Source organism: Streptomyces sp. NPDC001292, from assembly GCF_042896465.1.
GTDB lineage: Bacteria > Actinomycetota > Actinomycetes > Streptomycetales > Streptomycetaceae > Streptomyces.
Window position 1 is genome coordinate 204543 of the sequence record NZ_JBIAXG010000001.1, and the last position, 25662, is coordinate 230204.

The 25662-nt window shown below is 72.8% G+C and carries 17 protein-coding genes; 12 read left to right on the plus strand and 5 right to left on the minus strand.

What is annotated here, in order from left to right:
• Window positions 1-114: 114 nt before the first annotated feature.
• Both ACFY4A_RS00835 and ACFY4A_RS00840 read right to left on the minus strand, forming a co-directional pair.
• Window positions 115-1725 carry an NADH-ubiquinone oxidoreductase-F iron-sulfur binding region domain-containing protein gene (locus ACFY4A_RS00835; RefSeq protein WP_390827257.1) on the minus strand — a complete coding sequence of 537 codons (1611 nt, stop codon included), beginning with the start codon at window positions 1723-1725 and terminating at the stop codon, window positions 115-117.
• Complete coding sequence (locus tag ACFY4A_RS00840) at window positions 1722-3047, minus strand: cytochrome b/b6 domain-containing protein (RefSeq protein WP_390827258.1); 1326 nt, start codon at window positions 3045-3047, stop codon at window positions 1722-1724. Before ACFY4A_RS00840 ends, ACFY4A_RS00835 begins: the two co-directional genes overlap by 4 nt.
• A gap of 446 nt (window positions 3048-3493) precedes the next feature.
• Here ACFY4A_RS00840 and leuS point away from each other — a divergent pair, with 446 nt between their 5' ends.
• The 8 genes from leuS to holA all read left to right on the plus strand — a co-directional run bounded on the left by leuS (window position 3494) and on the right by holA (window position 14962).
• On the plus strand, window positions 3494-6367 hold the full coding sequence (gene leuS / locus ACFY4A_RS00845; RefSeq protein WP_390827259.1) for a leucine--tRNA ligase: 2874 nt from the start codon (window positions 3494-3496) through the stop codon (window positions 6365-6367).
• Window positions 6368-6526: 159 nt separating this feature from the next.
• Window positions 6527-7261 carry a hypothetical protein gene (locus tag ACFY4A_RS00850; protein WP_390827260.1) on the plus strand — a complete coding sequence of 245 codons (735 nt, stop codon included), beginning with the start codon at window positions 6527-6529 and terminating at the stop codon, window positions 7259-7261.
• Between the two features lie 83 nt (window positions 7262-7344).
• Window positions 7345-8190: a DegV family protein gene (locus tag ACFY4A_RS00855; protein WP_390827261.1), complete on the plus strand. Its 846-nt coding sequence runs from the start codon at window positions 7345-7347 to the stop codon at window positions 8188-8190.
• A 768-nt stretch (window positions 8191-8958) separates the two neighbouring features.
• Window positions 8959-9741, plus strand: a complete 783-nt coding sequence (locus tag ACFY4A_RS00860; protein ID WP_390827615.1) for a helix-hairpin-helix domain-containing protein — start codon at window positions 8959-8961, stop codon at window positions 9739-9741.
• 98 nt (window positions 9742-9839) lie between these two features.
• Window positions 9840-12434 carry a ComEC/Rec2 family competence protein gene (locus ACFY4A_RS00865; RefSeq protein ID WP_390827616.1) on the plus strand — a complete coding sequence of 865 codons (2595 nt, stop codon included), beginning with the start codon at window positions 9840-9842 and terminating at the stop codon, window positions 12432-12434.
• Window positions 12435-12641: 207 nt separating this feature from the next.
• A complete protein-coding gene (locus ACFY4A_RS00870; RefSeq protein WP_390827262.1) occupies window positions 12642-13523 on the plus strand; it encodes a YceI family protein in 882 nt (293 codons plus the stop codon).
• A gap of 94 nt (window positions 13524-13617) precedes the next feature.
• Entirely contained in the window at window positions 13618-13863 is a 246-nt protein-coding gene (locus ACFY4A_RS00875) for a hypothetical protein (RefSeq protein ID WP_390827263.1), read from the plus strand.
• A gap of 109 nt (window positions 13864-13972) precedes the next feature.
• A complete protein-coding gene (gene holA / locus ACFY4A_RS00880; protein ID WP_390827264.1) occupies window positions 13973-14962 on the plus strand; it encodes a DNA polymerase III subunit delta in 990 nt (329 codons plus the stop codon).
• Between the two features lie 294 nt (window positions 14963-15256).
• Here holA and rpsT read toward each other — a convergent pair whose 3' ends face one another.
• On the minus strand, window positions 15257-15523 hold the full coding sequence (rpsT, locus tag ACFY4A_RS00885) for a 30S ribosomal protein S20 (protein ID WP_390827265.1): 267 nt from the start codon (window positions 15521-15523) through the stop codon (window positions 15257-15259).
• Window positions 15524-15743: 220 nt separating this feature from the next.
• Between rpsT and lepA the strand changes: the two genes are divergently transcribed.
• The 4 genes from lepA (at window position 15744) to hemW (ending at window position 23901) form a co-directional block, all read left to right on the plus strand.
• Entirely contained in the window at window positions 15744-17612 is a 1869-nt protein-coding gene (lepA, locus tag ACFY4A_RS00890; RefSeq protein ID WP_390827266.1) for a translation elongation factor 4, read from the plus strand.
• A 271-nt stretch (window positions 17613-17883) separates the two neighbouring features.
• Window positions 17884-19788 carry an AMP-dependent synthetase/ligase gene (locus ACFY4A_RS00895; protein ID WP_390827267.1) on the plus strand — a complete coding sequence of 635 codons (1905 nt, stop codon included), beginning with the start codon at window positions 17884-17886 and terminating at the stop codon, window positions 19786-19788.
• A gap of 227 nt (window positions 19789-20015) precedes the next feature.
• A complete protein-coding gene (locus tag ACFY4A_RS00900) occupies window positions 20016-21968 on the plus strand; it encodes a SpoIIE family protein phosphatase (RefSeq protein WP_390827268.1) in 1953 nt (650 codons plus the stop codon).
• A 700-nt stretch (window positions 21969-22668) separates the two neighbouring features.
• Complete coding sequence (gene hemW / locus ACFY4A_RS00905) at window positions 22669-23901, plus strand: radical SAM family heme chaperone HemW (protein ID WP_390827269.1); 1233 nt, start codon at window positions 22669-22671, stop codon at window positions 23899-23901.
• 40 nt (window positions 23902-23941) lie between these two features.
• On the opposite strand, the gene ACFY4A_RS00910 is transcribed toward hemW, so the two are convergent.
• Window positions 23942-24748, minus strand: a complete 807-nt coding sequence (locus ACFY4A_RS00910) for a DUF3097 domain-containing protein (RefSeq protein WP_390827270.1) — start codon at window positions 24746-24748, stop codon at window positions 23942-23944.
• A gap of 32 nt (window positions 24749-24780) precedes the next feature.
• A complete protein-coding gene (locus tag ACFY4A_RS00915; protein ID WP_390827271.1) occupies window positions 24781-25530 on the minus strand; it encodes an MBL fold metallo-hydrolase in 750 nt (249 codons plus the stop codon).
• Between the last annotated feature and the right edge of the window lie 132 nt (window positions 25531-25662).

Sequence of the window (25662 nt, forward strand, 5' to 3'; positions counted from 1 at the left end):
GTGAGGGCGAGTCATCCACCGGGTGACTCGCCCTCGACGTATGCCCGGACGCGTACCGAGCGACAGCGCGACGGCGGGTCGCCCCCTGGGAGGGCGACCCGCCGTCGCGTGCGCTCAGCGTCCCAGAGCGCGGCGGCCGCGGCCCTGGGAGAGGACCGGCAGATTGCGCGACGGGGCCTGCGAGCGGGTGTCCTCCACGAGGCGCAGGGCCAGCGCCGGGCAGCGGCGCACGGCGCGCAGGGCCTTGGCCTCCGCGGAGCGCGGAACCTTCGCCTGGGCGACGGTCGGAAAGCCGTCGGCGCCCAGTTCGAAGACCTCCGGGAGGATGTCCGCGCACAGGCCGTGTCCTCGGCACAGCGTCCAGTCGACGTAGATCTTCTGACGGCTGGACCCGGACTCCTCGGCCTCGACGCCGCCCGGGACGCCGGTGGGAGCCCTGCCGCCCTCGAAGAGCGGCAGGACGCCCTCCACGGGCCGTCCGCAGCCGTTGCCGAGGACGTGCGCGGCCAGGTCGTCGGTGAACGCCTTGATGGTCGACTCCAGGAACATCGCCGAGCCGTCGGGGTGCGAGCAGGCGCCGCGCCGCTTGACGTTCTTGGCGACCTGCTTGAGGGCCTCCAGAGCGGCCGGGCCGCCGCCGTTCAGGATGTCCTCCATGCCGCGCGCGGCGGCCGGCAGACCGAGGTAGCAGGGACCGCACTGGCCCGCGCTCTCCTCCGCCAGCCACTTCGCCACCTGGAGCGACTCGCCCAGCGGGCAGGTCTCCTGACTGATCGGCAAAATCGCCCCGGCGCCGAGCGAACCGCCCACCGCGTCCAGGGAGTTGCGCGAGACGATCGCCTCGTTGACGGTCGCCGCGTCGATCCACTTGCCGTGGTAGCCGCCGGTCAGCACGCCCTGCGGCACCGGCGGGGCGCCGGCGAGCTGGAGGACGTAGCGCAGCGGCACGCCGGCGGGGGCCTCGACCACCATGGGGCGGGCGACGGCACCGGAGATGGTCAGCATCACGGTGCCCGGCTCGTCGTACAGGCCGGTGTTGCCGTAGCGCTCCGGGCCGATGCGGGCGGCGATCGCCAGCTGGGCGAAGGTCTCCGCGTTGGACAGCAGGGTGGGCGCGCCGCCCACGCCGTTCTGCGAGGCGCTGGTCTTGCGGCCCGGCGGGATCGCCGGACCGCCGTCGATGGAACGGATCAGCGACGCGGCCGCGCCCGTGACCATGCGCACCGGGTTGCGCTGCACGCTCGCGCGCAGAGCCGACCTGCGGCTGTTGCTCAGTCCGCGTTCGGCGAGCGCCGCCTCCATGGAGCGCTGGGTGGAATTCCGCGTGACGCCCACCACGAGGGTGCGGGCGCCGAGGGCCTCCGCGCACAGCAGGGCCCCGTCCAGGATGAGGTGCGGGGCACGGTTGATCAGGACCGTGTCCTTGCGGCAGGCCGGCTCGTCCTCGCTGCCGTTGACGACGACTACCGGCCGTACGCCGCGCTTGATCGCCGACTCCGCGACCGAGCGCAGCTTCCTGTGGAAGGGGAAGCCCGCGCCGCCGCGGCCCTTCAGATTGATGGCCTCGGCGAGCTGCGCGAGCTGCTCGCCGCCCATCGGTTCGAGCGGCCCGTGCACCTTCAGGTGCATGGGCAGACCGAGTCTTTCGACAAGGTCGAAGCCCGACGTGAGCTGGGGAAGCCCGACCACGCGGACTTCGGGGACGTCGGGCAGGGCCTCGTTCACCTGTAGCCTCCGGAAGGCGTGTTCCAAGGTTCGCCCGAACCCGGCGCGTCGTAGGAGGCGCCGGGCGGTGTTTCAGTGGCGGGACCGCCGTTGTACGTGTCGTTCGGGTTGTACGCGTCGTAGGGGGCGTTCGTCTCAACGGTGTCGTACACATCACGTCCGCCGTACCCGGTGGCGCCCGCGGCCGCGCCCGGATTGTTGTAGGCCGGGATGTCGTACCCCGTGTCGTTCAGCGGGTCGTGGGCCGATGGCGGCGCCTCGACGACCGGCGGCGGCGAGGGGATCGGCCAGCCGCCCGAGGTGCTGTCGGGGCCGTCCACGCGCGGCGTCGCTCCGGTGGCCTGCGGGTCGAACGGCATGTTCATGCGCGCGGTCTGGTCGGCCGCGAAGGGCTGCCGGTCGTGCGGGGGCGTCGCGACGGCCCGGTAGGCGGCCGCGAAGCCGGGGGTGGGCTCGGGCTCCGCGGCGGGAACCGGGGTGTCGTAGAGCGGGGAGGAGGGACGCGGACCGCGCGGCGCCGGTCTCGTCGCATCGGCGCGGGAGGGTGTCACGCCGCGTGCGTTCTCGTAGCCCGGCCGCGCGGACTCCGACGCCCTGGCCCGGCTCGCGTCCAGGTGCTCCAGCTCCGGCCGCTCGCCGCCGCCCAGCACCGACACGAGCCGGTCGGCGAGCCTGCGCTTGAACGGGCGCGGCGCCGCGCGCACGGCCAGGGCCGCCATGACGCCCAGAAGGGACAGGCCGTAGAGGATGAAGAAGATCGGCTTGGCCTCCCGGCCCGCGTACAGGCCGTGCACCAGCGCCGCGCACCAGGCCGGGTACGCCAGCATGTGCATCGCCCGCCAGCGCGCCGCGACCGGGGCCGGGCCGGCGAAGCTGCTGCGCAGCGCGCCGGTGATGCCGACGAAGATCATCAGTATGCCGGCCAGGGAGCCGAGGCCGACCAGGCCCTCGATTCCGGTGACGCCGAGCGAGAACGGGATCAGCGCGGCGATCAGCTGGGTGTGCCCGAGTACGATCTTGGTGGTGATGTGCACCAGGAGGAACGCGATCGAGGCGACCGCGGTGGTCCGGTGCGCTGCCTGGCCCACGATCCGCTGGCGCGTGTTGAGGATGATCCGGTCCTGGGCGACCAGGCCCCAGATCACCGAGCAGCTGAGCGAGACGAGGGAGAGCACGCCCGCGCCGAAGTTCAGGAACTCGCGGAACTGGCTGCCTCCGGCCAGCACGGCCACGGGTATGAGGAGCAGGACGACAGCCGACGCCACCCCATAGGCCGAGCGGCCGGGTTTGGGGAGCGAGCTGTTACTGCGACGAGGGTTCATGGGGGCGACTCCGAGCGGTTCGGGAAAGCGGTCCCGAGCACGCACTGTAGGTGGCTCCCTACCGACCAGTACGCCGTTTGAGTTATTGCGTTGTCATCAACGGAGCTCCCCGGCTCGTGTTGTCCCCATAGGCTCCGTTACGCCGGGTGTAAATTTGAACGATGTTCAGTTTTCTGAACCTTCACAAACGAATCCCCGGCCCCTCACGACTCGCCGGGGTCCGTGTCCCGCTCCGCGGACGCTCGTCGCCCCGCACTCGACGGCTGCGGTACCCTGACGCCATGCGTGCCGTACGCCTTCTGCTTAGCGAGCCGCGCTGATCAGTCCCGACCGCCGGACCAATCGGATGGTCGGCATCGGCGCGGCGTCCCCTCCTGTGCGAGGGGATTTTTCGTTTCCGAAAGTCGCAGCCGTGGGCAGAGACGATCGATGGAGCTTTGAGGATCATGAGCGAGACGAACCCCGCTGCCCCCTCCGAGGTGGCAGCGCCGCACCGCTACACGGCCGCCGTGGCGGCCGACATCGAGGCACGCTGGCAGGACTTCTGGGACACCGAGGGCACCTACGCGGCGCCGAACCCCAAGGGTGACCTGGCGGGCGACCCCGAGCAGGTCGCCCGGCCCAAGAAGTTCATCATGGACATGTTCCCGTACCCCTCCGGTGCGGGCCTGCACGTCGGTCACCCGCTGGGGTACATCGCCACCGACGTGTACGCCCGCTTCCAGCGGATGACCGGCCACAACGTCCTGCACACCCTGGGCTTCGACGCCTTCGGCCTGCCCGCCGAGCAGTACGCCGTGCAGACCGGCACGCACCCGCGGGTGTCCACCGAGGCCAACATCGAGAACATGAAGGCCCAGCTGCGCCGGCTGGGCCTGGGCCATGACAAGCGCCGGTCGTTCGCCACGATCGACCCGGACTACTACAAGTGGACCCAGTGGATCTTCCTGCGGATCTTCAACTCCTGGTACGACGACGAGGCGAAGAAGGCCCGTCCGATCTCCCAGCTGATCGCCCAGTTCGAGTCCGGTGAGCGGGCCGTGCCCGGGCACACGCGCGCGTGGCCCGAGCTGAGCGCCGCCGAGCGCGCCGAGGTCCTGGGCGAGTTCCGCCTGGCCTACGCCTCCGACGCGCCCGTCAACTGGTGCCCCGGCCTGGGCACCGTGCTGGCCAACGAGGAGGTCACCGCAGACGGCCGGTCCGAGCGCGGCAACTTCCCGGTCTTCAAGGCCAAGCTGCGCCAGTGGAACATGCGCATCACCGCCTACGCCGACCGGCTGCTGGAGGACCTGGAGGAGCTGGACTGGCCCGAGGCCATCAAGCTGCAGCAGCGCAACTGGATCGGCCGCTCCGAGGGCGCCCGCGTCGACTTCCCGATCGACGGCGAGCGGATCACGATCTTCACCACCCGCCAGGACACCCTGTTCGGCGCCACCTACATGGTGCTGGCGCCCGAGCACCCGCTGGTGGAGAAGTTCACCCCGGCCGCCTGGCCGGAGGGCACCCACGAGGTGTGGACCGGCGGCCACGCCACCCCGGCCGAGGCCGTCGCCGCCTACCGCGCCCAGGCCGCCTCCAAGTCGGACGTGGAGCGCCAGGCCGAGGCCAAGGACAAGACCGGCGTCTTCACCGGCGCGTTCGCCACCAACCCGGTCAACGGCGAGAAGGTCCCGGTCTTCATCGCCGACTACGTCCTGATGGGCTACGGCACCGGCGCGATCATGGCCGTCCCCGCCCACGACAGCCGCGACTTCGCCTTCGCGCGCGCCTTCGAACTGCCGGTGCGCTGCGTCGTGGAGCCGAGCGACGGCCGCGGCACGGACCCGTCGACCTGGGACGACGCCTTCGCTTCGTACGACGCGAAGATCGTGAACTCCACCGGCGACGACGTGAAGCTGGACGGCCTGGGCGTCGCCGACGCCAAGGCGCGCATCACCGAGTGGCTGGAGCGCAGGGGCATCGGCGAGGGCACCGTCAACTTCCGCCTGCGCGACTGGCTGTTCAGCCGTCAGCGCTACTGGGGCGAGCCCTTCCCGATCGTCTACGACGAGGACGGCGTGGCCCACGCTCTGCCCGAGTCGATGCTGCCGCTGGAGCTGCCCGAGGTCGAGGACTACTCGCCGCGCACCTTCGACCCGGACGACGCCGACACCCAGCCCGAGACGCCGCTGTCGCGCAACGAGGACTGGGTCAACGTCACCCTGGACCTGGGCGACGGGCCGAAGAAGTACCGCCGCGAGACCAACACCATGCCCAACTGGGCCGGTTCCTGCTGGTACGAGTTCCGCTACCTGGACCCGCACAACGACCGGCAGCTGGTCGACCCGGAGATCGAGCGCTACTGGATGGGCCCCCGCGAGGGCATGCCCCACGGTGGCGTCGACCTGTACGTCGGCGGCGCCGAGCACGCCGTGCTGCACCTGCTGTACGCGCGCTTCTGGTCCAAGGTCCTGTACGACCTGGGGCACGTCTCCTCCGCGGAGCCGTTCCACAAGCTGTTCAACCAGGGCATGATCCAGGCCTACGTCTACCGGGACGGCCGCGGCATCGCGGTGCCCGCCGCCGAGGTGGAGGAGCGCGACGGCGCCTACCACTACCAGGGCGAGAAGGTCTCCCGGCTGCTGGGCAAGATGGGCAAGTCACTGAAGAACGCGGTCACTCCGGACGAGATCTGCGCCGAGTACGGGGCCGACACGCTGCGCCTGTACGAGATGGCGATGGGCCCGCTGGATGTTTCCCGGCCGTGGGACACGCGCGCGGTGGTGGGCCAGTTCCGGCTGCTGCAGCGGCTGTGGCGCAACATCGTCGACGAGTCGACCGGCGAGGTCACCGTCGTCGACGCCGAGCCCGACGAGGAGACGCTGCGCGCCCTGCACAAGGCGATCGACGGCGTCCGCCAGGACCTGGAGGGCCTGCGCTTCAACACCGCCATCGCCAAGGTGACGGAGCTGAACAACCACCTGACCAAGACGGGCCGGCCCGTGTCGCGCTCGGTCGCCGGGGCGCTGGTGCTGATGGTCGCCCCGCTGGCCCCGCACATCGCCGAGGAGCTGTGGCACAAGCTGGGCCACACCGGCTCGGTCGTCCACCAGGACTTCCCCGTCGCCGACCCGGCGTACGTCGTCGACGAGACCGTGACCTGCGTCGTCCAGGTCAAGGGCAAGGTGAAGGCGCGCCTGGAGGTCTCCCCGGCCATCTCCGAGGAGGAACTGGAGAAGGTGGCGCTGGCCGACGAGAAGGTCGTCGCGGCGCTGGAGGGTGCGGGCATCCGCAAGGTGATCGTGCGGGCGCCGAAGCTGGTGAACATCGTTCCGGCGTGAGCGAGCGTTCGGCGTGAGCGTGTGAGGGGCGGGGCGTGAGTGCCTCGGGGTAGTCCCCTACGGGCAGGTTCGGGGTTCTTCCGGAACCCGGGGCCTGCCCGTTGCGTTTACCGTGGAAGGGCGGCGCGCCGGTGCCGCGCGAGCCGGAGGAGGAGCGCCGTGGAAACAGTCGGCACCGTCCTCGTCCTCCTCTTCGTGGTGTTCGTGGTGCTCGGCGCCTACGCCGCGGTGAAGGTGGTCGGGGCCGCCAAGCGCAGTGTGGACCGCACCATCACCCAGGCCCGCCGCACGGTCGAGGACCACACGCTGCGGGCCAAGTCCTTCGCCCAGCCCGGTCCGGCGGGGGAACTGGCCCAGCTGCGGCTCACCCTGCGCACCTCGATGCGCGCCACCCAGGACGCCCTGTACGCGGGCGTGCGTGAGGACGAGTCCCTCAAGGAGTCCATCGCCCTGTTCGAGCGGCTCAGCGCGCACGGGCGCGAACTGGACGGCGACCTCAAGCGCCTGGAGGCCGAGCCGGACCGGGCGACGCTCACCGAGCGGCTCCCGGCCCTGCGCGAACGCACGCGGCGCATCACGGAGTCGGCCGACTCCCTGCGTTGGGCGGCCCGCGACCGTGCCCGCCGCTTCGCCGACGACGACCTGGACGCGCTGAGCGCCCAGATCGACGTGGAGGCCGGCGCGCTGCGCCACTGGACCAAGACGGAGCCGACGACCGGGCCGACGACCGGGCCGACGACCGCGCCACCGGGTGCCGCGGCGGACCCGCAGGTCTGGCCCGGGGGCCCGCGGCAGGCCTCCGCCGAGGAGCCGACCCAGCCCGCCATCACCCCGCCGGGCCGTCGCCCCACCTACCCCTGGCAGAAGAAGCCCCGCCCCGAGAGCACGACTTGACTTCGGTCCGATCCGGCCACACGTGACCCGGTGAGAGGGGGCTGGGCTGCCGTCGGGGCACTACGGCAGGTAACCTCCAGCTCATGTCCCGCCATGTCGCGATCGTCACCGATTCAACGGCCTACCTGCCGCCGCGGACGATGGAGCGCCACGGGATCACCGCGGTTCCGCTGACCGTGGTCCTCGGCGACCAGGCGCTCGAAGAGGGCACCGAGATCTCGACGCGTTCACTCGCTCAGGCGTTGCAGAAGCGGCGGCCCGTCACCACCTCGCGGCCCAGCCCGGAACTGTTCGCCGAGACCTACCGCAGGGTCGCGGCGTCCGGCGCGAGCGGCATCGTCTCCCTGCATCTGTCCGCGGAGCTCTCCGGCACGCACGACGCCGCGGTGCTCGCCGCGCGTGAGGCTCCGGTGCCGGTACGGGTGGTGGACACCGGGATGGTCGCGATGGCGCTCGGCTTCTGCGCCCTGGCCGCGGCCGAGACCGCGGAGGCCGGCGGCACGGTGGACGAGGCGGTCGCCGCCGGCGAGAAGCGTGCCGGGGGCACCTCCGCCTTCTTCTACGTCGACACCCTCGACTATCTGCGCCGCGGCGGCCGCATCGGCGCGGCGCAGGCGCTGCTGGGTTCCGCGCTCGCAGTGAAACCGCTGCTCCAGTTGCAGGACGGCCGTATCGAACTCCTGGAGAAGGTGCGCACCGCCTCGAAGGCGATCGCCCGCCTCGAGGAGATCGTGGCCGAGCGCGCGGCCGGCGCCGACGTCGATGTCGCCGTCCACCATCTCGCCGCTCCCGAACGGGCGTCGGCCCTCGCGGACCGGCTGCGCACACGGGTGTCCGGCCTGGCCGACCTGCACGTCAGCGAGGTCGGCGCGGTGATCGGCGCGCACACCGGTCCGGGGCTGCTGGGGGTCGTGGTCTCGCCCCGGTGACCCGTACGGGTGAGCGAGTTGTCCACAACCGGGCGGTAGTCCCCGGAAATTGAGCAAGATCATCGCGACTGTGCCGGGTGGGCCGATGCTCCTGGCATGGCACTTCGATCACGCTCACGCACAGCGGCGGCGACCAGCGGCCCGGGCCGCGCCCCCGACTCGGACGGCCGTACCCGCCACCGCCGCCCACCGGCCCGCCGGGGCTCACACGCCTCGGCGGAGGATCTGCACCGACGCGCGCGGGCACTGTTCGCCGAACGCGTCACGCGGGCCGGGGAGCCGGGCAGCGCCTCCCCGGAAGCAGCGCCCAAGCCGAAGACCGGCGCTGACCCGGCGCCGCCGATACGGCCTCTGCGCCCCAGCCCGTCCTGGGCCACCGCGACGCCGGACGGGACCGACCGCCCACCGGACGAGACACACGCGGGCCTGCTTGGGGTGGGCGGCACGGGTTCGAACGGCGTGGCCGATGTGGGTCTTGGCGCTGCGGGGAAGACAGGCGTGGCTGCCGAGGGTCCGCTTGCTGTGGGCGACACGGATTCGACTGCCTTGGGCGAAGGGGGTTTTGTCGCCGTGCGGGAGGTGCCCCCGGCTGTGGTGGCCAGTACAGGCTCGGCTTCGGTGGCCGATGTCGGCCCGGCTGTGGTGGACGACCGGGGTTCGGGGGACGGGAGTCCGTCTGGCGCGGGTCGTGCGAGCCCCGATGCTGTGGGCGAAGTCAGCTGCTCGGCCGCGCCGGTTGGGGCGGGCCCCGTGGCTGTGCGGGGTGTCGTGGAGACGGGCGCCGGCGCCGAGGCGGGGCGCGTGGGTCCTGCCGGGGTGCCGGACTGGCGGGAGCGGGCCGGGGCCGCGGTGCGCGAGCGGATGCCATTGTGGTTGCAGACGCGGTGCGGGCTGGAGCGCAGGAACGTGGTGGCGCTCACCGCGCTGTTCGCCGTCGCCGCGCTCTTCGCCGTGCAGCACTTCTGGACCGGTCGCACACAGACGGTCCAGGCACCCGAGGTGGTGCGTGCCGTGGCTCCCCACGAGGGCCAGGCACAGGGAAAGGGCACCCCGGCCGGGGTCCCGGTCACCGCGCGGGGCGCCCCGCCGTCCCCCGGCACGGAGATCGTGGTGGACGTCAGCGGCAAGGTCCGGCGCCCCGGGATCCAGCGCCTGCCGGCCGGGTCGCGGGTCGCCGACGCGCTCCAGGCGGCCGGCGGGGTGCGTCCCGGCACCGATACCGACGGCCTGAACCGGGCCCGCTTCCTCGTGGACGGCGAACAGGTCGTCGTCGGCGGCCCGGCCCCCGCCGCCGTACCGGACGCGCCCGGGCCGGGCCTCGCCGGAGCGACCGGTACAGGTGCGGCGGGCACCTCCACGGCCCCGGTCTCCCTCAACACGGCCACCGCGGAACAGCTGCAGACCCTGCCCGGCGTCGGTCCCGTGCTGGCCCGGCGGGTCATCGACTACCGCACGCAGCACGGCGGCTTCCGTTCGGTGGACCAGCTACGTGAGGTCAGCGGCATCGGCGCGCGCCGCTTCGCCGATCTGCGCGACCTGGTCAGCCCGTGAACCCCGACACCCACACCGACGGCGAGCGAGGCCCCGCGCTTCCCGGCCGTCCCGCCTTTGCCGAGCCCCCACTCACTCCGCCCCACGTCCGCCCGGCGGTGCACGCCGCCTCCGGCAAGCGGCTGGGAGCCGCCCATCCCCGGCAGGAAGGACCGGCAGATCTCCGGCTCGTCCCGCCCGCCCTCGCGGCCTGGGCGACGGCGGCGGTGGCGCTGGACGCCTCCACGGGCCGGGTGACCGGCTTCGTGGTCGCCTGCCTCGCCGTTGCCGCCGTACTCCTGCTCGGCCGACGACGCGGAAGACGTGGAACACCCGCGGTGGGACAGCCGCCCGCCCCTACCGCAGGGCGGACGTGGGCGCGTGCCGCCTGGGCGCGTTCCTCCGCTGCCGCCGCGCTGCTCGGTGCCGCCGCTGCCGCCGCGTCCGCCGGGCTCCACGGAGCGGACGTGCGGCGGGGTCCGGTGCCCGCTCTGGCGCGGCAGTTCGCCACGGTGACCGCCGAGGTGGAGCTGACGTCCGACCCCCGTCTCACCCGCCCCCGGGTGCGTGGCGACCGCCAGGCACCCGCCTCCGTACGGATGGACGCCGTGGTGCTGCGCGTCGAGCGACTCGGCCGGGCGGAGGCCGTGGTGACCCGGACTCCGGTGCTGATCCTCGTCAACACCGGCTCGCAGACGGCGACCCGCGCCGAGGGCCCGTCAGGGAGCCCCGGACGCCCGCAGGACGGGCACGACGGGCACCCGGCGGAAGGGGCGCGGCGCTCGCCCTGGCTCGGGCTGCTGCCCTCCACGCGGCTGAGAGTGACCGCGCGGCTGGAGCCCCCGATGACGGGTGGCGACCGGATCGCGGCGGTCCTCCGGGTCCTGGACCGGGCGGCGCCCGAGGTGGTGGCGGAGCCGTCCGCGCCGCAGCGGCTGGCGGGCCGGCTGCGAGCCGGGCTGCGCGCGGCGACCGACGGTCTGCCGGCGGACGCGCGGGCGCTGCTGCCTGGCCTGGTCGTCGGGGACACCTCCCGGATCACCCCCGAACTCGACGAGGCGTTCAAGGCGACGGACCTCACGCACCTCCTGGCCGTCTCCGGGAGCAACCTCACCATCCTCCTCGTCGTGTTCCTGGGGCCACCGGGCCTGGCCCAGCGGGTGGAGCGCCGCGGTCTCGCACCGCGGCTCGGCCTCCCCCTGCGCGGCACCGCGCTGCTCGGGGCCGCGCTCACCCTGGGGTTCGTCGTCGTGTGCCGGCCCGACCCGAGCGTGTTGCGGGCCGCGGCCTGCGGAGCGGTGGCGCTGCTCGCCCTCGCGACCGGGCGCCGCAGATCGCTGCTCCCGGCCCTGGCGACGGCCGTCCTGCTGCTGGTGCTCCACGACCCGTGGTTGTCGCGCAGTTACGGCTTCCTGCTGTCGGTGCTGGCCACCGGAGCCCTGCTCACCCTCGCACCCCGCTGGAGCGCGGCGCTGCGCCGGCGCCGGGTGCCCGCCCGGGCGGCCGAGGCGCTGGCCGCGGCGGCCGCGGCGCAGGCGCTGTGCGCGCCCGTCGTCGCCGTGCTGTCGGCCCGGGTGAGTCTGGTGGCGGTGCCGTGCAACCTGCTCGCGGAGGCCGCCGTCGCGCCCGCCACCGTGCTGGGTTTCGCGGTGCTGGCGACGGCACCGGTAGCGATGCCCGTGGCGAAGGTGCTCGCCTGGTGCGCGAGTTGGCCGGCCGGGTGGATCGCGGACGTGGCCCGGACCGGGGCGGCCCAGCCCGGCGGGGGAGTGGACTGGCCGGACAACTGGACCGGGGCGCTGCTGCTGGTCCTCGTCACGGCGGCGGCCGTGTTCGTGGGCCGGTGGCTGCTGAGACACCCATGGCTTTGCGGGGTCTGCGGGGCACTGCTCCTGCTGGTGGTCGTGCAGCCGCCGCCGCTGACCCGCGTGATCACCGGCTGGCCGCCGCCGGGGTGGCGGTTCGCGATGTGCGATGTGGGGCAGGGTGACGCGACGGTGCTCGCCGCGGGCAGCGGCGCCGGTGTGGTCGTGGACGCCGGACCCGACCCGGCACTGGTGGACCACTGCCTGCGCAAGCTCGGCGTCACCAGGATCCCGCTGGTCCTGCTGACCCACTTCCACGCCGACCACGTGGCCGGCCTGCCAGGCGTGCTGCGCGGACGCGCCGTGGGCGCGATCGAGACGACCGGATACGAAGAACCCGCGCAGCAGGCCGAGTTCGTACGGAAGGAGGCGGCCCGCCGCGGCGTCCCGCTCACCCAGGCAGGTGTCGGGGAACAGCGCGGCACCGGTGACGTGACCTGGCAGGTGCTGTGGCCGCCACCGTCCCCAGCCCGGGACCCGGACGGACCCAACGACGCCAGCGTCACGCTGCTCGTCCACTCCGGCGGACTGCGGCTGCTGCTCCTGGGTGACCTCGAACCCCCGGCCCAGCAGGCGCTGTTGGACTCCCCGATGAGCGCACGACTGGCGGGCGTGGACGTGCTCAAGGTCGCCCACCACGGCTCGGCGTACCAGAGCCCGGACCTGATACGCGTGGCAGCCCCGCGGCTGGCCCTGATCTCCTGCGGCGCGGACAACCCCTACGGACACCCGGCTCCCCTCACCGTCGCGGCCCTGCGCGCGCTGGGTGCGGTGGTGCTGCGCACGGACCGGGACGGGGCGCTCGCGGTGACCGGGACGGGTGCGGAGGTGCGCGTGGCGCTGGACTGAACGCCGGGAGTGCGTGCCGATTGTGAGGAAGGTGACGTGAAAATGTTCACTTTCTGTCAATGAGCAGCCAGTTGATGCTCCTTGTGTGCAGTCCCATGGCATGTGCCGGATTCTCGCGATGTGGGCTCGTGTTGCCGGTAATGCCCTGTTGGTGATCGAATACTTCTTCGGCAACAGAGATGTCGAGGCATGCATGGGGTGGCGTAGATGTTCGGCCGCTGGCTGGGAAACCGGGGGAACCGGGTGCAACAGGCGAGTCCGCTCGCGGCGGTGCGGACCCCGCCCGACGCCGGGGTGCTGAGCTGCCGGGTGCTCGATCCGGTCAACGAGCCGGTGACGCACGCGGAGTTCACCGTCAGCGACACCATGGGGCGCACGGTGGTCAGCGGCGGCACGGATCCCTACGGGTTGTTCCTGGCGACGGTGCCGGCGGGGGAGTACCGGCTCGCCATCTCCGCGGAGGGGTACACGCCGCACCGGGCGACCGTGTTCGTCGGCGAGAACTCGCTGGCCCCGTTGGGCGATGTGACCCTCCAGGTCGCCCAGCCGCCGGACCTGCCGGCGCCGGGCGACTGGGAGATAGAGGCGACGCATTCCTCGATCGGCTTCACCGCCCGGCACATCGGGCTGGCCCGGATCCACGGGCGGTTCAACTCCTTCGCCGGGGCGGTGCGGATCTCCGATCCCGTGGAGCGGTCCGCGATGCACGTGGTGATCGACGCCGCGTCCATCGACACCAACGTGCGGATGCGCGACGACCATCTGCGCTCGGCGGACTTCCTGGACGTGGCGAACTTTCCGACGCTCGAGTTCTACAGCGAGCGGTGCGTGCACAGGGGCGGCAGCCGATGGGCCGTCACCGGCGCGCTGTCGCTGCACGGGGTGACGCGCACGGTCACACTCGACACGGAGTACCTCGGGCTCGGCAACGGCATCCAGGGCGAGGTGCGGGCGGCCTGCCGGGCCACCACCGAGCTGCACCGGGACGACTACACGGTGAGCTGGCAGACGATGCTGGCGCGGGGGATCGCCGTGGTCGGGCCCACCATCCAGGTGGCCCTCGACGTGCAGCTCGTCCCCAAGGCCTGAGGGCCCACCGGGCACGGCCGTTCGGCAGACGGCCGGGCAGGGCCGTTCGGCGCCGCCCGGCCGCCGTCATGGCGGGGTGCCGGACAATGGCCCCGTGAGCGATGTGAGACACGTGCTGGTGCTGCCCGACCGCGATGCCGCGGAGGAGGTGGCGCATGCGCTCGCGGAGCGGTTCGCGGTCGACGAGGAGCCGCGGATCGTCCGCGACGCGCTGGCCGGTGAGGACGACGCCGAGGACGCGCAGTGGCTCGTCGTCCTCCGTGACGAGGAGGAACGGCTCGATCCGGCGGAGCTGGACGCGTTCGCGGCGGAGTGGGAGGGCTGGCGCGAGGAGCCCTAGGGTCTCTCGTTCGGATCAGGCCGGAAGGGCGTCAGTCAGTGGCTGGGCCGCGACCGCCGGAACCCGCCTACGAGTATCGATGTCAGTGGTCCGTGGGATGCTTGTCGCGATGGCCAGGAAGACTGCGAACGACGACCCTCTCGCCCCGGTGACGCTAGCCGTGGGGCAGGAGGACCTCCTGCTCGACCGTGCCGTGCGGGAGGTGGTGGCCGCCGCCAGGGCCGCCGACGCCGACACGGACGTACGGGACCTCACCCCGGACCAGGTGCAGCCCGGCACGCTCGCCGAGCTGACCAGTCCGTCGCTCTTCGCCGAGCGCAAGGTCGTGGTCGTACGCAACGCGCAGGACCTGTCGGCCGACACGGTCAAGGACGTCAAGGCGTACCTGGGGGCGCCCGCCGAGGAGATCACGCTGGTGCTGCTGCACGCGGGCGGCGCCAAGGGCAAGAGCCTGCTCGACGCCGCGCGCAAGGCCGGTGCGCGCGAGGTGGCCTGCCCGAAGATGACCAAGCCGGCCGACCGGCTCGCCTTCGTGCGGGGTGAGTTCCGCGGGCTGGGGCGCTCGGCCACACCTGAGGCGTGCCAGGCGCTCGTCGACGCGATCGGCAGCGATCTGCGGGAGTTGGCGTCGGCGGTGGCGCAGTTGGCCGCCGACGTCGAGGGGACGATTGACGAGGCCGTCGTCGGTCGCTACTACACCGGGCGGGCCGAGGCGTCCAGCTTCACGGTCGCCGACCGGGCCGTCGAGGGGCGGGTGGCGGAGGCGCTGGAGGCGCTGCGATGGTCGCTGGCCACCGGCGTGGCACCGGTGATGATCACCAGCGCGCTCGCCCAGGGCGTGCGGGCGATCGGGAAGCTGTCGTCCGCGCGCGGCGGCCGCCCGGCCGACCTTGCGCGGGAACTGGGCATGCCGCCCTGGAAGATCGACCGCGTCCGGCAGCAGATGCGCGGCTGGACCCCGGACGGCGTGGCCGTCGCCCTCCGCGCGGTGGCCGAGGCCGACGCGGGTGTCAAGGGTGGCGGCGACGACCCCGAGTACGCCCTGGAGAAGGCGGTGGTCACCATCGCCCGGGCGGCCCGCTCCAGAGGACGCGGCTGAGGCGGCCCGCGACCCCACGGCATGACGGCCCGCGCCACCCCACGGCGAAGGCCTCTCTTCACGCTTCCGCGACCTCCACGCTTCCGCGACACGCCGAAGACCCCGTCGCTCTCCCTGGGGAAAGGGAGTGTGACGGGGTCTGCGGGTCACGCCGTTCGGTTCCGCGCCCGCGTGGCGAACGCAGGCCGCGCGCGGATCCGGGGGTGCCGGTCGGGGGCGGATGAGAGAGGGCCCGCCCTCGGTCCTTCCGGCCAAGTCGGATCCCTGGGGATCCGTTCAGATCAAGGAAGGGGCTCAGCCCTTGAGGGCCGTGACCTTGGAGGCCAGCGCCGACTTCTTGTTGGCGGCCGCGTTCTTGTGGATGACGCCCTTCGAGACGGCCTTGTCGAGCTGACGCGCGGCAGCGCGCTGGAGCTCGGTGGCCTTCTCGACGTCACCCGCGGCAGCGGCCTCGCGGGCCTTGCGGATCGCGGTCTTCAGAGAGGACTTGACGGCCTTGTTGCGCAGCCGGGCCTTCTCGTTGGTCTTGTTCCGCTTGATCTGGGACTTGATGTTCGCCACGAATGAGCCTTTTCAGGTTCTGGTACGGGGCCGCACGGGTCCCGTACCGGTGATTTCTTGAGATGTGCCTCGCGCGAAGAGGGCATGAGACACAGTCGCCCAGGCTACCAGCGGCCCGCCGGGCGGCCCAAACCGGTCGCCGGTCCCCGCCCGTGGGACCATGGAAGCTACGTATCGTTCCGACCCGAGGCATAAGGCGCCTCAAGAAACAGGACCCTGCGTGCCCGCGACCCCTGACAACGTGCCCGAGCCGAGCCGTACCGCCCCGGCTCTGATCCGCAATTTCTGCATCATCGCGCACATCGACCACGGCAAGTCCACGCTCGCCGACCGGATGCTCCAGCTGACCGGGGTGGTCGAGCAGCGGCAGATGCGCGCCCAGTACCTCGACCGCATGGACATCGAGCGCGAGCGCGGCATCACGATCAAGTCCCAGGCGGTGCGCCTGCCGTGGGCCCCCACCCACGACCCCGGCAACACGCACATCCTCAACATGATCGACACCCCGGGGCACGTCGACTTCACGTACGAGGTGTCGCGGTCGCTCGCCGCCTGCGAGGGGACCATCCTGCTCGTCGACGCGGCCCAGGGCATCGAGGCGCAGACCCTCGCCAACCTCTACCTGGCGATGGAGAACGACCTCACGATCATCCCGGTCCTCAACAAGATCGACCTGCCGGCCGCGCAGCCGGAGAAGTTCGCCGAGGAGCTGGCCAACCTCGTCGGCTGCGAACCCGACGACGTGCTGAAGGTCTCCGCCAAGACCGGCCTCGGCGTCGAGGCGCTGCTCGACCGGGTGGTCAAGGAGATCCCGGCCCCGGTCGGGGTCGCGGACGCCCCCGCCCGCGCGATGATCTTCGACTCCGTCTACGACTCCTACCGGGGTGTCGTGACCTACGTCCGTGTCATCGACGGTCAGCTCAACAAGCGCGAGCGGATCCGGATGATGTCCACCGGCGCCACCCACGAGCTGCTGGAGATCGGCACCAACTCCCCGGAGATGCTGCCGGCCGACGGCCTCGGCGTCGGCGAGGTGGGCTACCTGATCACCGGTGTGAAGGACGTCCGCCAGTCCAAGGTCGGTGACACCGTCACCAGCCAGCACAAGGGCGCCGAGGAGGCGCTGGGCGGCTACAAGGACCCCAAGCCGATGGTCTTCTCGGGCCTGTATCCGCTGGACGGCTCCGACTACCCCGAGCTGCGCGAGGCGCTGGACAAGCTCCAGCTCAACGACGCCGCCCTGGTCTACGAGCCGGAGACCTCCGCCGCCCTCGGCTTCGGCTTCCGCGTCGGCTTCCTCGGCCTGCTCCACCTGGACGTGATCCGCGAGCGGCTGGAGCGCGAGTTCGGGCTCGACCTGATCGCCACCGCGCCCAACGTGGTCTACCGCGTGATCATGGAGGACGGCGTCGAGTGCACGGTCACCAACCCCAGCGAGTTCCCCGAGGGGAAGATCGCCGAGGTGTACGAACCGGTCGTGCGGGCCACGATCCTCGCGCCCACCGAGTTCATCGGCGCGATCATGGAGCTGTGCCAGACCCGCCGCGGCACGCTGCTCGGCATGGACTACCTCTCCGAGGACCGCGTCGAGATCCGCTACACGCTCCCCCTCGCCGAGATCGTCTTCGACTTCTTCGACCAGCTGAAGTCCAAGACCCGCGGCTACGCGTCCCTGGACTACGAGCCCACCGGTGAGCAGAGCAGCTCCCTGGTCAAGGTCGACATCCTGCTGCACGGCGACAAGGTGGACGCCTTCTCGGCGATCACCCACAAGGACCAGGCGTACGCCTACGGCGTCCGGCTCGTGGCCAAGCTCAAGGAGCTCATCCCGCGGCAGAACTTCGAGGTGCCCGTCCAGGCCGCCATCGGCTCCCGGGTGATCGCCCGCGAGACCATCCGCGCCATCCGCAAGGACGTCCTCGCCAAGTGCTACGGCGGTGACATCTCCCGTAAGCGGAAGCTGCTGGAGAAGCAGAAGGAGGGCAAGAAGCGGATGAAGATGGTGGGTTCCGTGGAGGTTCCGCAGGAGGCCTTCATCGCGGTGCTCTCCAGCGATGACGGTGCGGGACCGGCCAAGGGCAAGAAGTGACCGCCCGGTAGCCGAGGGCGTGCGCCCGGCACCCGGTGAACCGGGTGAAAAAGGGGCCCGTCGTGCGAAAGCGCGGCGGGCCTCGGCGCATCCGCGCGGTAGCTCTCTGTGGGAAGTGACCCGGCACGGGCCCTTACGCGGTGGCCGGTCGCGCCTTAGTCTGATCCTGCTCGTTGGTTACTCGTGAGTTAAGCAGCAGTCCGAACCACCACCCGTGAGTCACCCCAGCCGCAAAGAGCCAGCCGCACTGTCGCGGGCCCCGGAGGATGTCGTGAGCGACGCACAGACCCTGTTCGAGAACCGTCCGCCGTCCGTGGCGGCCCTCTTCCTGGAGCGCGTGGCGGCCACACCGGACGCCGAGGCCTACCGCTACCCCGTACCGGCTTCCCCCGCTGCTGAACGCGCGGGCGGTACCCCCACCGGCGAAGGTCCGGACGAGTGGAAGTCGCTGAGCTGGGCGCAGGCCGCCGAGCGGGTCTACGCGATCGCGGCCGGACTCGTCGAACTGGGCGTGCGGCCGGAGGAGCGGGTCGCTCTCGCCTCCTCCACCCGTGTGGAGTGGCTGCTGGCCGACCTCGGCATCATGTGCGCGGGCGCCGCCACGACCACGGTCTACCCGCAGACCAACGCCGACGAGTCGGCCTTCATCCTCTCCGACTCCCAGAGCAGGGTGCTCATCGCGGAGAACGCCGGGCAGCTGGCCAAGGCCGAGGAGAAGCGCGCCGAACTGCCCGAGCTGCACCACGTCGTCGTCATCGACGCGGACGGCGTCGAGACCGGCGACCGGGTGCTCAGCCTGGCCGAACTGGAGCGGCGCGGCGCGGCGTACCTGGACGAGCACCCCGAGCTGATCAAGGAGCGGGTCGGCGCGATCACCAAGGACCAGCTCGCCACGCTCATCTACACCTCCGGCACCACCGGCCGCCCCAAGGGCGTCCGGCTGCCGCACGACAACTGGTCGTACATGGCCAAGGCCATCGCCGCCACCGGCCTGGTCGGCGCCGACGACGTGCAGTACCTGTGGCTGCCGCTCGCCCACGTCTTCGGCAAGGTCCTCACCTCCGGCCAGATCGAGGTCGGGCACGTCTCCGCCGTGGACGGCCGCGTCGACAAGATCATCGAGAATCTGCCGGTCGTCCAGCCCACCTACATGGCGGCCGTCCCGCGCATCTTCGAGAAGGTCTACAACGGCGTCGCCGCCAAGGCCCGCGCCGGCGGCCCGGCCAAGTACAAGATCTTCCAGTGGGCCGCCGAGGTCGCCCGCGAGTACGCCAAGGTCACCCAGGACAACTTCAAGCGCACCGGCACCCGCTCCGCGCCCTTCGGCCTGGCCGCCAAGCACAAGGTCGCCGACGCGCTCGTCTACGCCAAGATCCGCGAGGCCTTCGGCGGCCGGCTGCGCGCCTGCGTCTCGGGCAGCGCCGCCCTCGCCCCGGAGATCGGCTACTTCTTCGCCGGCGCCGGTATCCACATCCTCGAGGGCTACGGCCTGACCGAGTCCTCCGCCGCCTCCTTCGTCAACCCCGGCGAGGCCTACCGCACCGGCACGGTCGGCAAGCCGCTTCCCGGCACCGAGGTGCGCATCGGGGACGACGGCGAGATCCTGCTGCGCGGCCCCGGAATCATGGAGGGCTACCACAAGCTGCCCGAGAAGACCGCCGAGGTGCTGGAGGCCGACGGCTGGTTCCACACCGGCGACATCGGCGAGCTTTCCCCGGACGGCTATCTGCGCATTACCGACCGCAAGAAGGACCTCATCAAGACCTCCGGCGGCAAGTACATCGCACCCGCCGAGGTCGAGGGCCGATTCAAGGCGGTGTGCCCGTACGTCTCCAACATCCTCGTGCACGGCGCCGACCGGAACTTCTGCACCGCGCTGATCGCCCTCGACGAGGTCGCGATCCGGGAGTGGGCCAAGGAGAACGGCCTGGAGGGCAAGCCGTACGCCGAGGTCGTCGCCGCGCCGCGGACGGTCGAGATGGTCGACGGCTACGTCAAGCAGCTCAACGAGGGCCTGCAGCGCTGGCAGACCATCAGGAAGTTCCGCCTGCTGCCGCGCGACCTCGACGTGGAGCACGGCGAGATCACCCCGAGCCTGAAGCTGAAGCGGCCCGTGGTGGAGCGCGAGTACAAGCATCTGATCGACGAGATGTACGCGGGCGCGCGTGAGGCGTGATCACTGAGCCGGCACGGCCGGTGAACTCCCCGCGCGCCTGGGGTGCGCGGGGAATGATCGCCGAATACGTTCGCGGGCGCCCGGATCTGTCCGTATTTGATCACTCCGGTGGTGCAGTTTCCATGCAAGGCGGCACACTTCGGTAACTCGTTGCTTATGGACGCAGTCGGTCTGTCACCCTGTCGGCATCGACGAACCGATTCGTCCGGACCGCCGGGGAGCCGCAGATGGGGGCCATTCCGACGCAGCGGGAGACCGTCTCCCGCGTCTCCGAGGTGCCCGCGCACGCGTCCGGAGCGGCCGCGCACGGCGTGGGGGCGTGTCCGCAGGCGCACGCGACACTGCCCGGGGGCTCCCCCGCACCGGGCTCCGCCCGCGCGCTGCTGCGCACGGCGCTGGCCGAGTGGACGGACCTCGGGTTCGAGATCGGCGAGCGACTGGCCGACGACGCCCTGATCGTGGTCAGCGAGCTGGTCACCAACGCGGTCGTGCACGCGGGCACCGACGTCGAGCTGACCTGCCGGCTGGAGCCGGAGACCGGCGCCTGCGTGGTCGAGGTGTGCGACCGCCATCCCTCGCGCGCCCCCCGCGACCACGGCTCCGGGGCCCCGCACGAACCCGCGGAGTACGGCCGCGGTCTGCGGCTGGTCGCCACGCTCTGCGAGGCGTGGGGCGTCACCTACCGGACCGGCGCCAAGACGGTGTGGGCGCGGCTGCCCGCCGAGGCCGCCGGCACGGCGGAGGAGGACGAAAAGGCGTACGGCGCGGAGCGTGGGCTCGGCATCGCCGAGGTCCTCGCGCCCGAGCCGCAGGGGGCCGGGCGGGACCGGGACTGGCTGGGGCGCGGCGCGCTGTCCTTCCTCGCAGAGGCCTCCGACCTGCTCGCCGGACAGCTCGACGAGGACCTGGTCGCCTCGCTGACCGGACAGCTGCTCGTGCCCCGGCTGGCCGACTGGTGCGCGGTGTGGCTGGAGGACGAGTCCACCGGCCGGTGGGGGCCCTCGCGCTGGGGCGGAGGCGAGGGCGGCGGAGGCTGGGGCGACGGGACCGGCGCGGCCGGGCCGCGGCTCGCCCGTGTCTGGCACGGCAGCGAGAGCCGTATCGAGGAACTGCGCCGGGCCCTGGAGAAGGACCCGCCGCGCCCCGCCGACGGCCTGCGGTCCGGGCCGGGCCCCTATCCCTGGCCCAGGGAGGCCCTCGGCCCGCACGCCGCCCACGGCGCGGCGCTGGCGTACCGCCTGATCGCGGGCGGCCGTCCGCTGGGCACGCTGGTCATCGGGCGGACCGGGCTGATCCGCTTCCCCGACGAGGTCACGGGGCTGGTCGAGGACCTCAGCCGCCGGGTCGCCCTCGCCATCGGCGCGGCCCGGCAGTACGCCCGCCAGGCCACCATCAGCGCCGTCCTCCAGCGCGGCCTGCTGCCCGGCGCGGTCGCCGAGATCCCCGGTCTGCGCAGTGCGCTGGTGTACGAGCCGTGCGACAAGGGCGGTCCGAGCGGCGACTTCTACGACCTCTTCCCGGCCGGCGACGGCCGCTGGTGCTTCGCCGTCGGGGACGTGCAGGGCAAGGGCCCCGAGGCCGCCGTCGTCATCGGGCTCGCCCGGCCCTGGCTGCGGCTGCTGGCCCGCGAGGGCTACGGCGTCGCCGACGTCCTGGACCGCCTCAACCAACTCCTCCTCGACGACGCCACGGAGGCCGCCGACGCCGCGGCGCGCGTCCTGGTGGCGGCCGGCGGACGGACTCCGGTCCCCGGCGACACCCAGACGCGCTTCCTGTCCCTGCTGTACGGCGAGCTGGTCCCCTTCGACGGCGGAGTGCGCTGCACCCTCGCCTCCGCCGGGCACCCGCTGCCGCTGGTCCTCGGGCGCGAGGGCGGCGTCCGTACGGCGGCCCGGCCGCAGGCGCTGCTCGGGGTGATCGAGGACGAGACGTACGCCTGCGAGACCTTCGAGCTGAGGCCCGGCGACACCCTGCTGTGCGTCACCGACGGAGTCACCGAACGGCGCTCCGGCTCCCGCCAGTTCGACGACGGCGACGGCCTCGCCACGGCCCTCGCCGGCTGCGCCGGGCTCGACGCGGAACCGATCGCCGAACGCATCCGCCGCCTCGTGCACGACTTCGGCACGGGCCCACCGGAGGACGACCTGGCCCTGCTGGTCCTTCAGGCCGAGTGCGACTGACGGACGCAAGGGTGCCGCATACGGAGCCGCCCCGCACCGATCCGGCCGCCCCGGCTCCCGGGCCTCCGGCTCCTGGCCCTCCGGCTCCTGGGCTCCTGGCCCTCCGGCTCCCGGGCTCCCGGGCTCCTGGTCCTCGGGCTCCCGGGCTCCTGGTCCTCGGGCTCCCGGGCTCCCGGTCCTCCGGCTCCCGGGCTCCCGGGCTCCCGGTCCTCCGGCTCCCGGGCTCGCGGTCCTCCGGCTCCCGGGCTCCCGGTCCTCCGGCTCCCGGGCTCCCGGTCCTCGGGCTCCTGGTCCTCGGGCTCCCGGTCCTCGGGCTCCCGGGCTCCCAGTCCTCGGGCCTCCGGCTCCTGGCCCTCCGACTTCCGGTCCTCGGGCCTCCGGCTCCCGGGCTCCCGGTCCTCGGGCTCCTGGTCCTCGGTCCTCGGGCTGCTGGTCCTCGGTCCTCGGGCTCCTGGCCCTCCGGCTCCCGGGCTCCCGGTCCTCGGGCTCCCGGCTCCCGGTCCTCCGGCTCCCGGGCTCCCGGTCCTCGGGCCCTGGGCTCCCGGGCCTCGGGCTCCCGGCTCCTGGCCCTCCGACTTCCGGTCTTTGGGCCTCGGTCCTCGGGCCTCGGTCCTCGGGCCCCGGCTTTCGGGCCCTGGGGCCTCGGGCGCGGGTCCTCCGGCCCGCGGGCTTTCTCCCGTGGTGCTGGACAATGGAAGGCATGCCTTCCGCACTTCCCGATGGTGAGCCCGTTCCCGATGACGGGGCGCTGCCCGTGCAAGCGCTCCACGGGGCGGCCGAGCGGCCCCTCGGGTTCTATCTGCACGTCCCCTACTGCGCGACCCGCTGCGGCTACTGCGACTTCAACACCTACACCGCCACCGAGCTGCGCGGCACCGGCGGGGTGCTCGCCTCCCGGGACAACTACGCCGGGACGCTGACCGACGAGGTCCGCCTCGCCCGCAAGGTCCTCGGCGACGACCCGCGCGAGGTCCGCACGGTCTTCGTCGGCGGCGGCACGCCCACGCTGCTGGCCGCGGAGGACCTGGTGCGGATGCTGGGGGCGATCCGCGACGAGTTCGGCCTCGCGGCCGACGCGGAGGTCACCACGGAGGCCAACCCGGAGTCGGTCGACCCGGCCTACCTGGCCACGCTCCGCGAGGGCGGCTTCAACCGGATCTCCTTCGGCATGCAGAGCGCCCGGCAGCACGTGCTGAGCATCCTCGACCGCTCGCACACCCCCGGCCGCCCCGAGGCCTGCGTGGCCGAGGCCCGCGCCGCGGGCTTCGAGCACGTCAACCTGGACCTGATCTACGGCACCCCCGGCGAGTCCGACGACGACTGGCGGGCCTCGCTGGACGCGGCCCTCGGCGCCGGCCCCGACCATGTCTCGGCGTACGCCCTGATCGTGGAGGAGGGCACCCGGCTCGCCCGCCGGATCCGGCGCGGGGAGATCCCGATGACGGACGACGACGTGCACGCCGACCGCTACCTGATCGCGGAGGAGACGCTGGCCGCGGCGGGCTTCGAGTGGTACGAGGTGTCCAACTGGGCGACCTCGGAAGCGGGCCGCTGCCTGCACAACGAGCTGTACTGGCGCGGCGCCGACTGGTGGGGCGCGGGACCCGGCGCGCACAGCCACGTGGGGGGCGTGCGGTGGTGGAACGTGAAGCATCCCGGGGCGTACGCGGCGGCCCTGGCGGACGGCCGCTCCCCGGGCGCCGGCCGGGAAGTCCTCACCGAGGAGGACCGCCGGGTGGAGCGCATCCTGCTGGAACTGCGGCTGCGGGAGGGCGTCCCGCTGGACCTGCTGCGCCCGGACGGCCTGGCCGCGTCCCGGCGTGCGCTGTCCGACGGGCTGCTCCAGGAGGGGCCGTACGAGGCGGGGCGCGCCGTGCTCACCCTGCGGGGCCGGCTGCTGGCGGACGCGGTGGTGCGGGACCTGGTGGACTGAGGCACCCGGCGCGGGCCCCGGCGGAGTACGCCCGCCGCGGCTACGCGGGCGGGACGGTGACGAAGTCGATCAACTGTTCGACCCGGCCCAGCAGCTCCGGTTGCAGGTCCTTGTAGGACCGCACGTGGGACAGGATCCGCTGCCAGGCCGCGCCCGTGTTCTCCGGCCAGCCCAGGGCGCGGCACACACCCGTCTTCCAGTCCTGGCCGCGGGGCACGCGGGGCCAGGACTCGATCGCCAGCGAGGACGGCTTCACGGCCTCCCAGACGTCGATGTACGGGTGGCCGACCACCAAGGCGTGCTCGCTGGTCACCGACTCGGCGATGCGCCACTCCTTGCTGCCGGGAACCAGGTGGTCCACGAGGACGCCGAGGCGGGCGTCCGGACCGGGCGCGAACGCCTCGGCGATCGCCGGCAGGTCGTCGACGCCCTCCAGGTACTCCACGACCACCCCCTCGACGCGCAGGTCGTCGCCCCAGACCTTCTCGACCAGTTCGGCGTCGTGCCGGCCCTCGACGTAGATGCGCCCGGCGCGGGCCACGCGCGCGCGTGCCTCGGGCACGGCGACCGAACCGGATGCCGTACGGGTGGGCCGTACCGGACCGGACGACGGCTTCACCAGGGTGACCACCCGGCCCTCCAGCAGGAAGCCGCGCGGCGCCAGCGGGAACACCCGGTGCTTGCCGAAACGGTCCTCCAGCGTCACCGTGCCCGCCTCGCAGCGGATCACCGCCCCGCAGAAGCCGGTCCCGGGCTCCTCCACCACCAGACCCGGCTCGGCGGAAACCTCCGGCACGGCCCGGGGCTTCTTCCAGGGAGGGGTGAGGTCGGGCGAATACTGGCGCATTCGAGTGACGATATGGACAGGCCCGTGTCCGATCAGCGCGACACGCCGAAGCGCGCGGCCAGGGCGTCCCGCTGGGCGCGGACGAAGGCGGCGTCCACCACCGCTCCGTGACCGGGGACGTACAGGGCGTCCTCGTCGCCGAGCGCCAGGAGCCGGTCGAGGGCGGCGGGCCACCGGGACGGCACGGCGTCCGGGCCCGCCTGGGGTGCGCCGGACTCCTCGACCAGGTCCCCGCAGAACACCACCGGCGGCTCGCCCGGCACCACCACCGCGAGGTCGTGCGCCGTGTGGCCCGGACCCACGTTCACCAGCAGCGCCTCCCGCCCGCCGCCGAGCGGGAGGGTCAGCCGGTCGTCGACCTCGCGGCCGGGCCGCACCAGCGCGTCCGCCGCGTCCCGCGCCGCCCGCGCGTCCAGCCCGTGGCGCACCGCGTCCGCGCGCAGCTCCTCGCGCCCGCCGATGAACACCGCGGCGGCGCCCGCGGCGGCGAACACCTCCGCGCCGCTGAACTCCGCCGCCCCGAAGACATGGTCGAAGTGCGGGTGGGTGAGCGCGAGAAGTGTCACACGGCCACCGGAGAGCTCCCGCGCTCGCGCGCGCAACAGCGCGCCCTCCGCACGGCTCGACCCCGCGTCGACCATCAGCGCGGCGTCCGCCCCCACGACCAGCCCGGCCGTGCAGTCCCACACCGGGAGGCGGCACCGCCCGACCCCGTCCGCCAGCCGTTCCCATTCCAGTTCTTCAGGAGGTTCTTCCCGGGGTTCCTCCCGCGCAGCCGTCATACGGCGACGCTAGCGGGGATCGGCCGGGTACGACATCCCGGCCGATCCCGGGTGATCCCGGTCCCGACCTCGCAGGCTGTCGCGGCCCGGCCTTGCCGGGGGCGTACCCGGCGGCCGTACACTGGGCCGGGT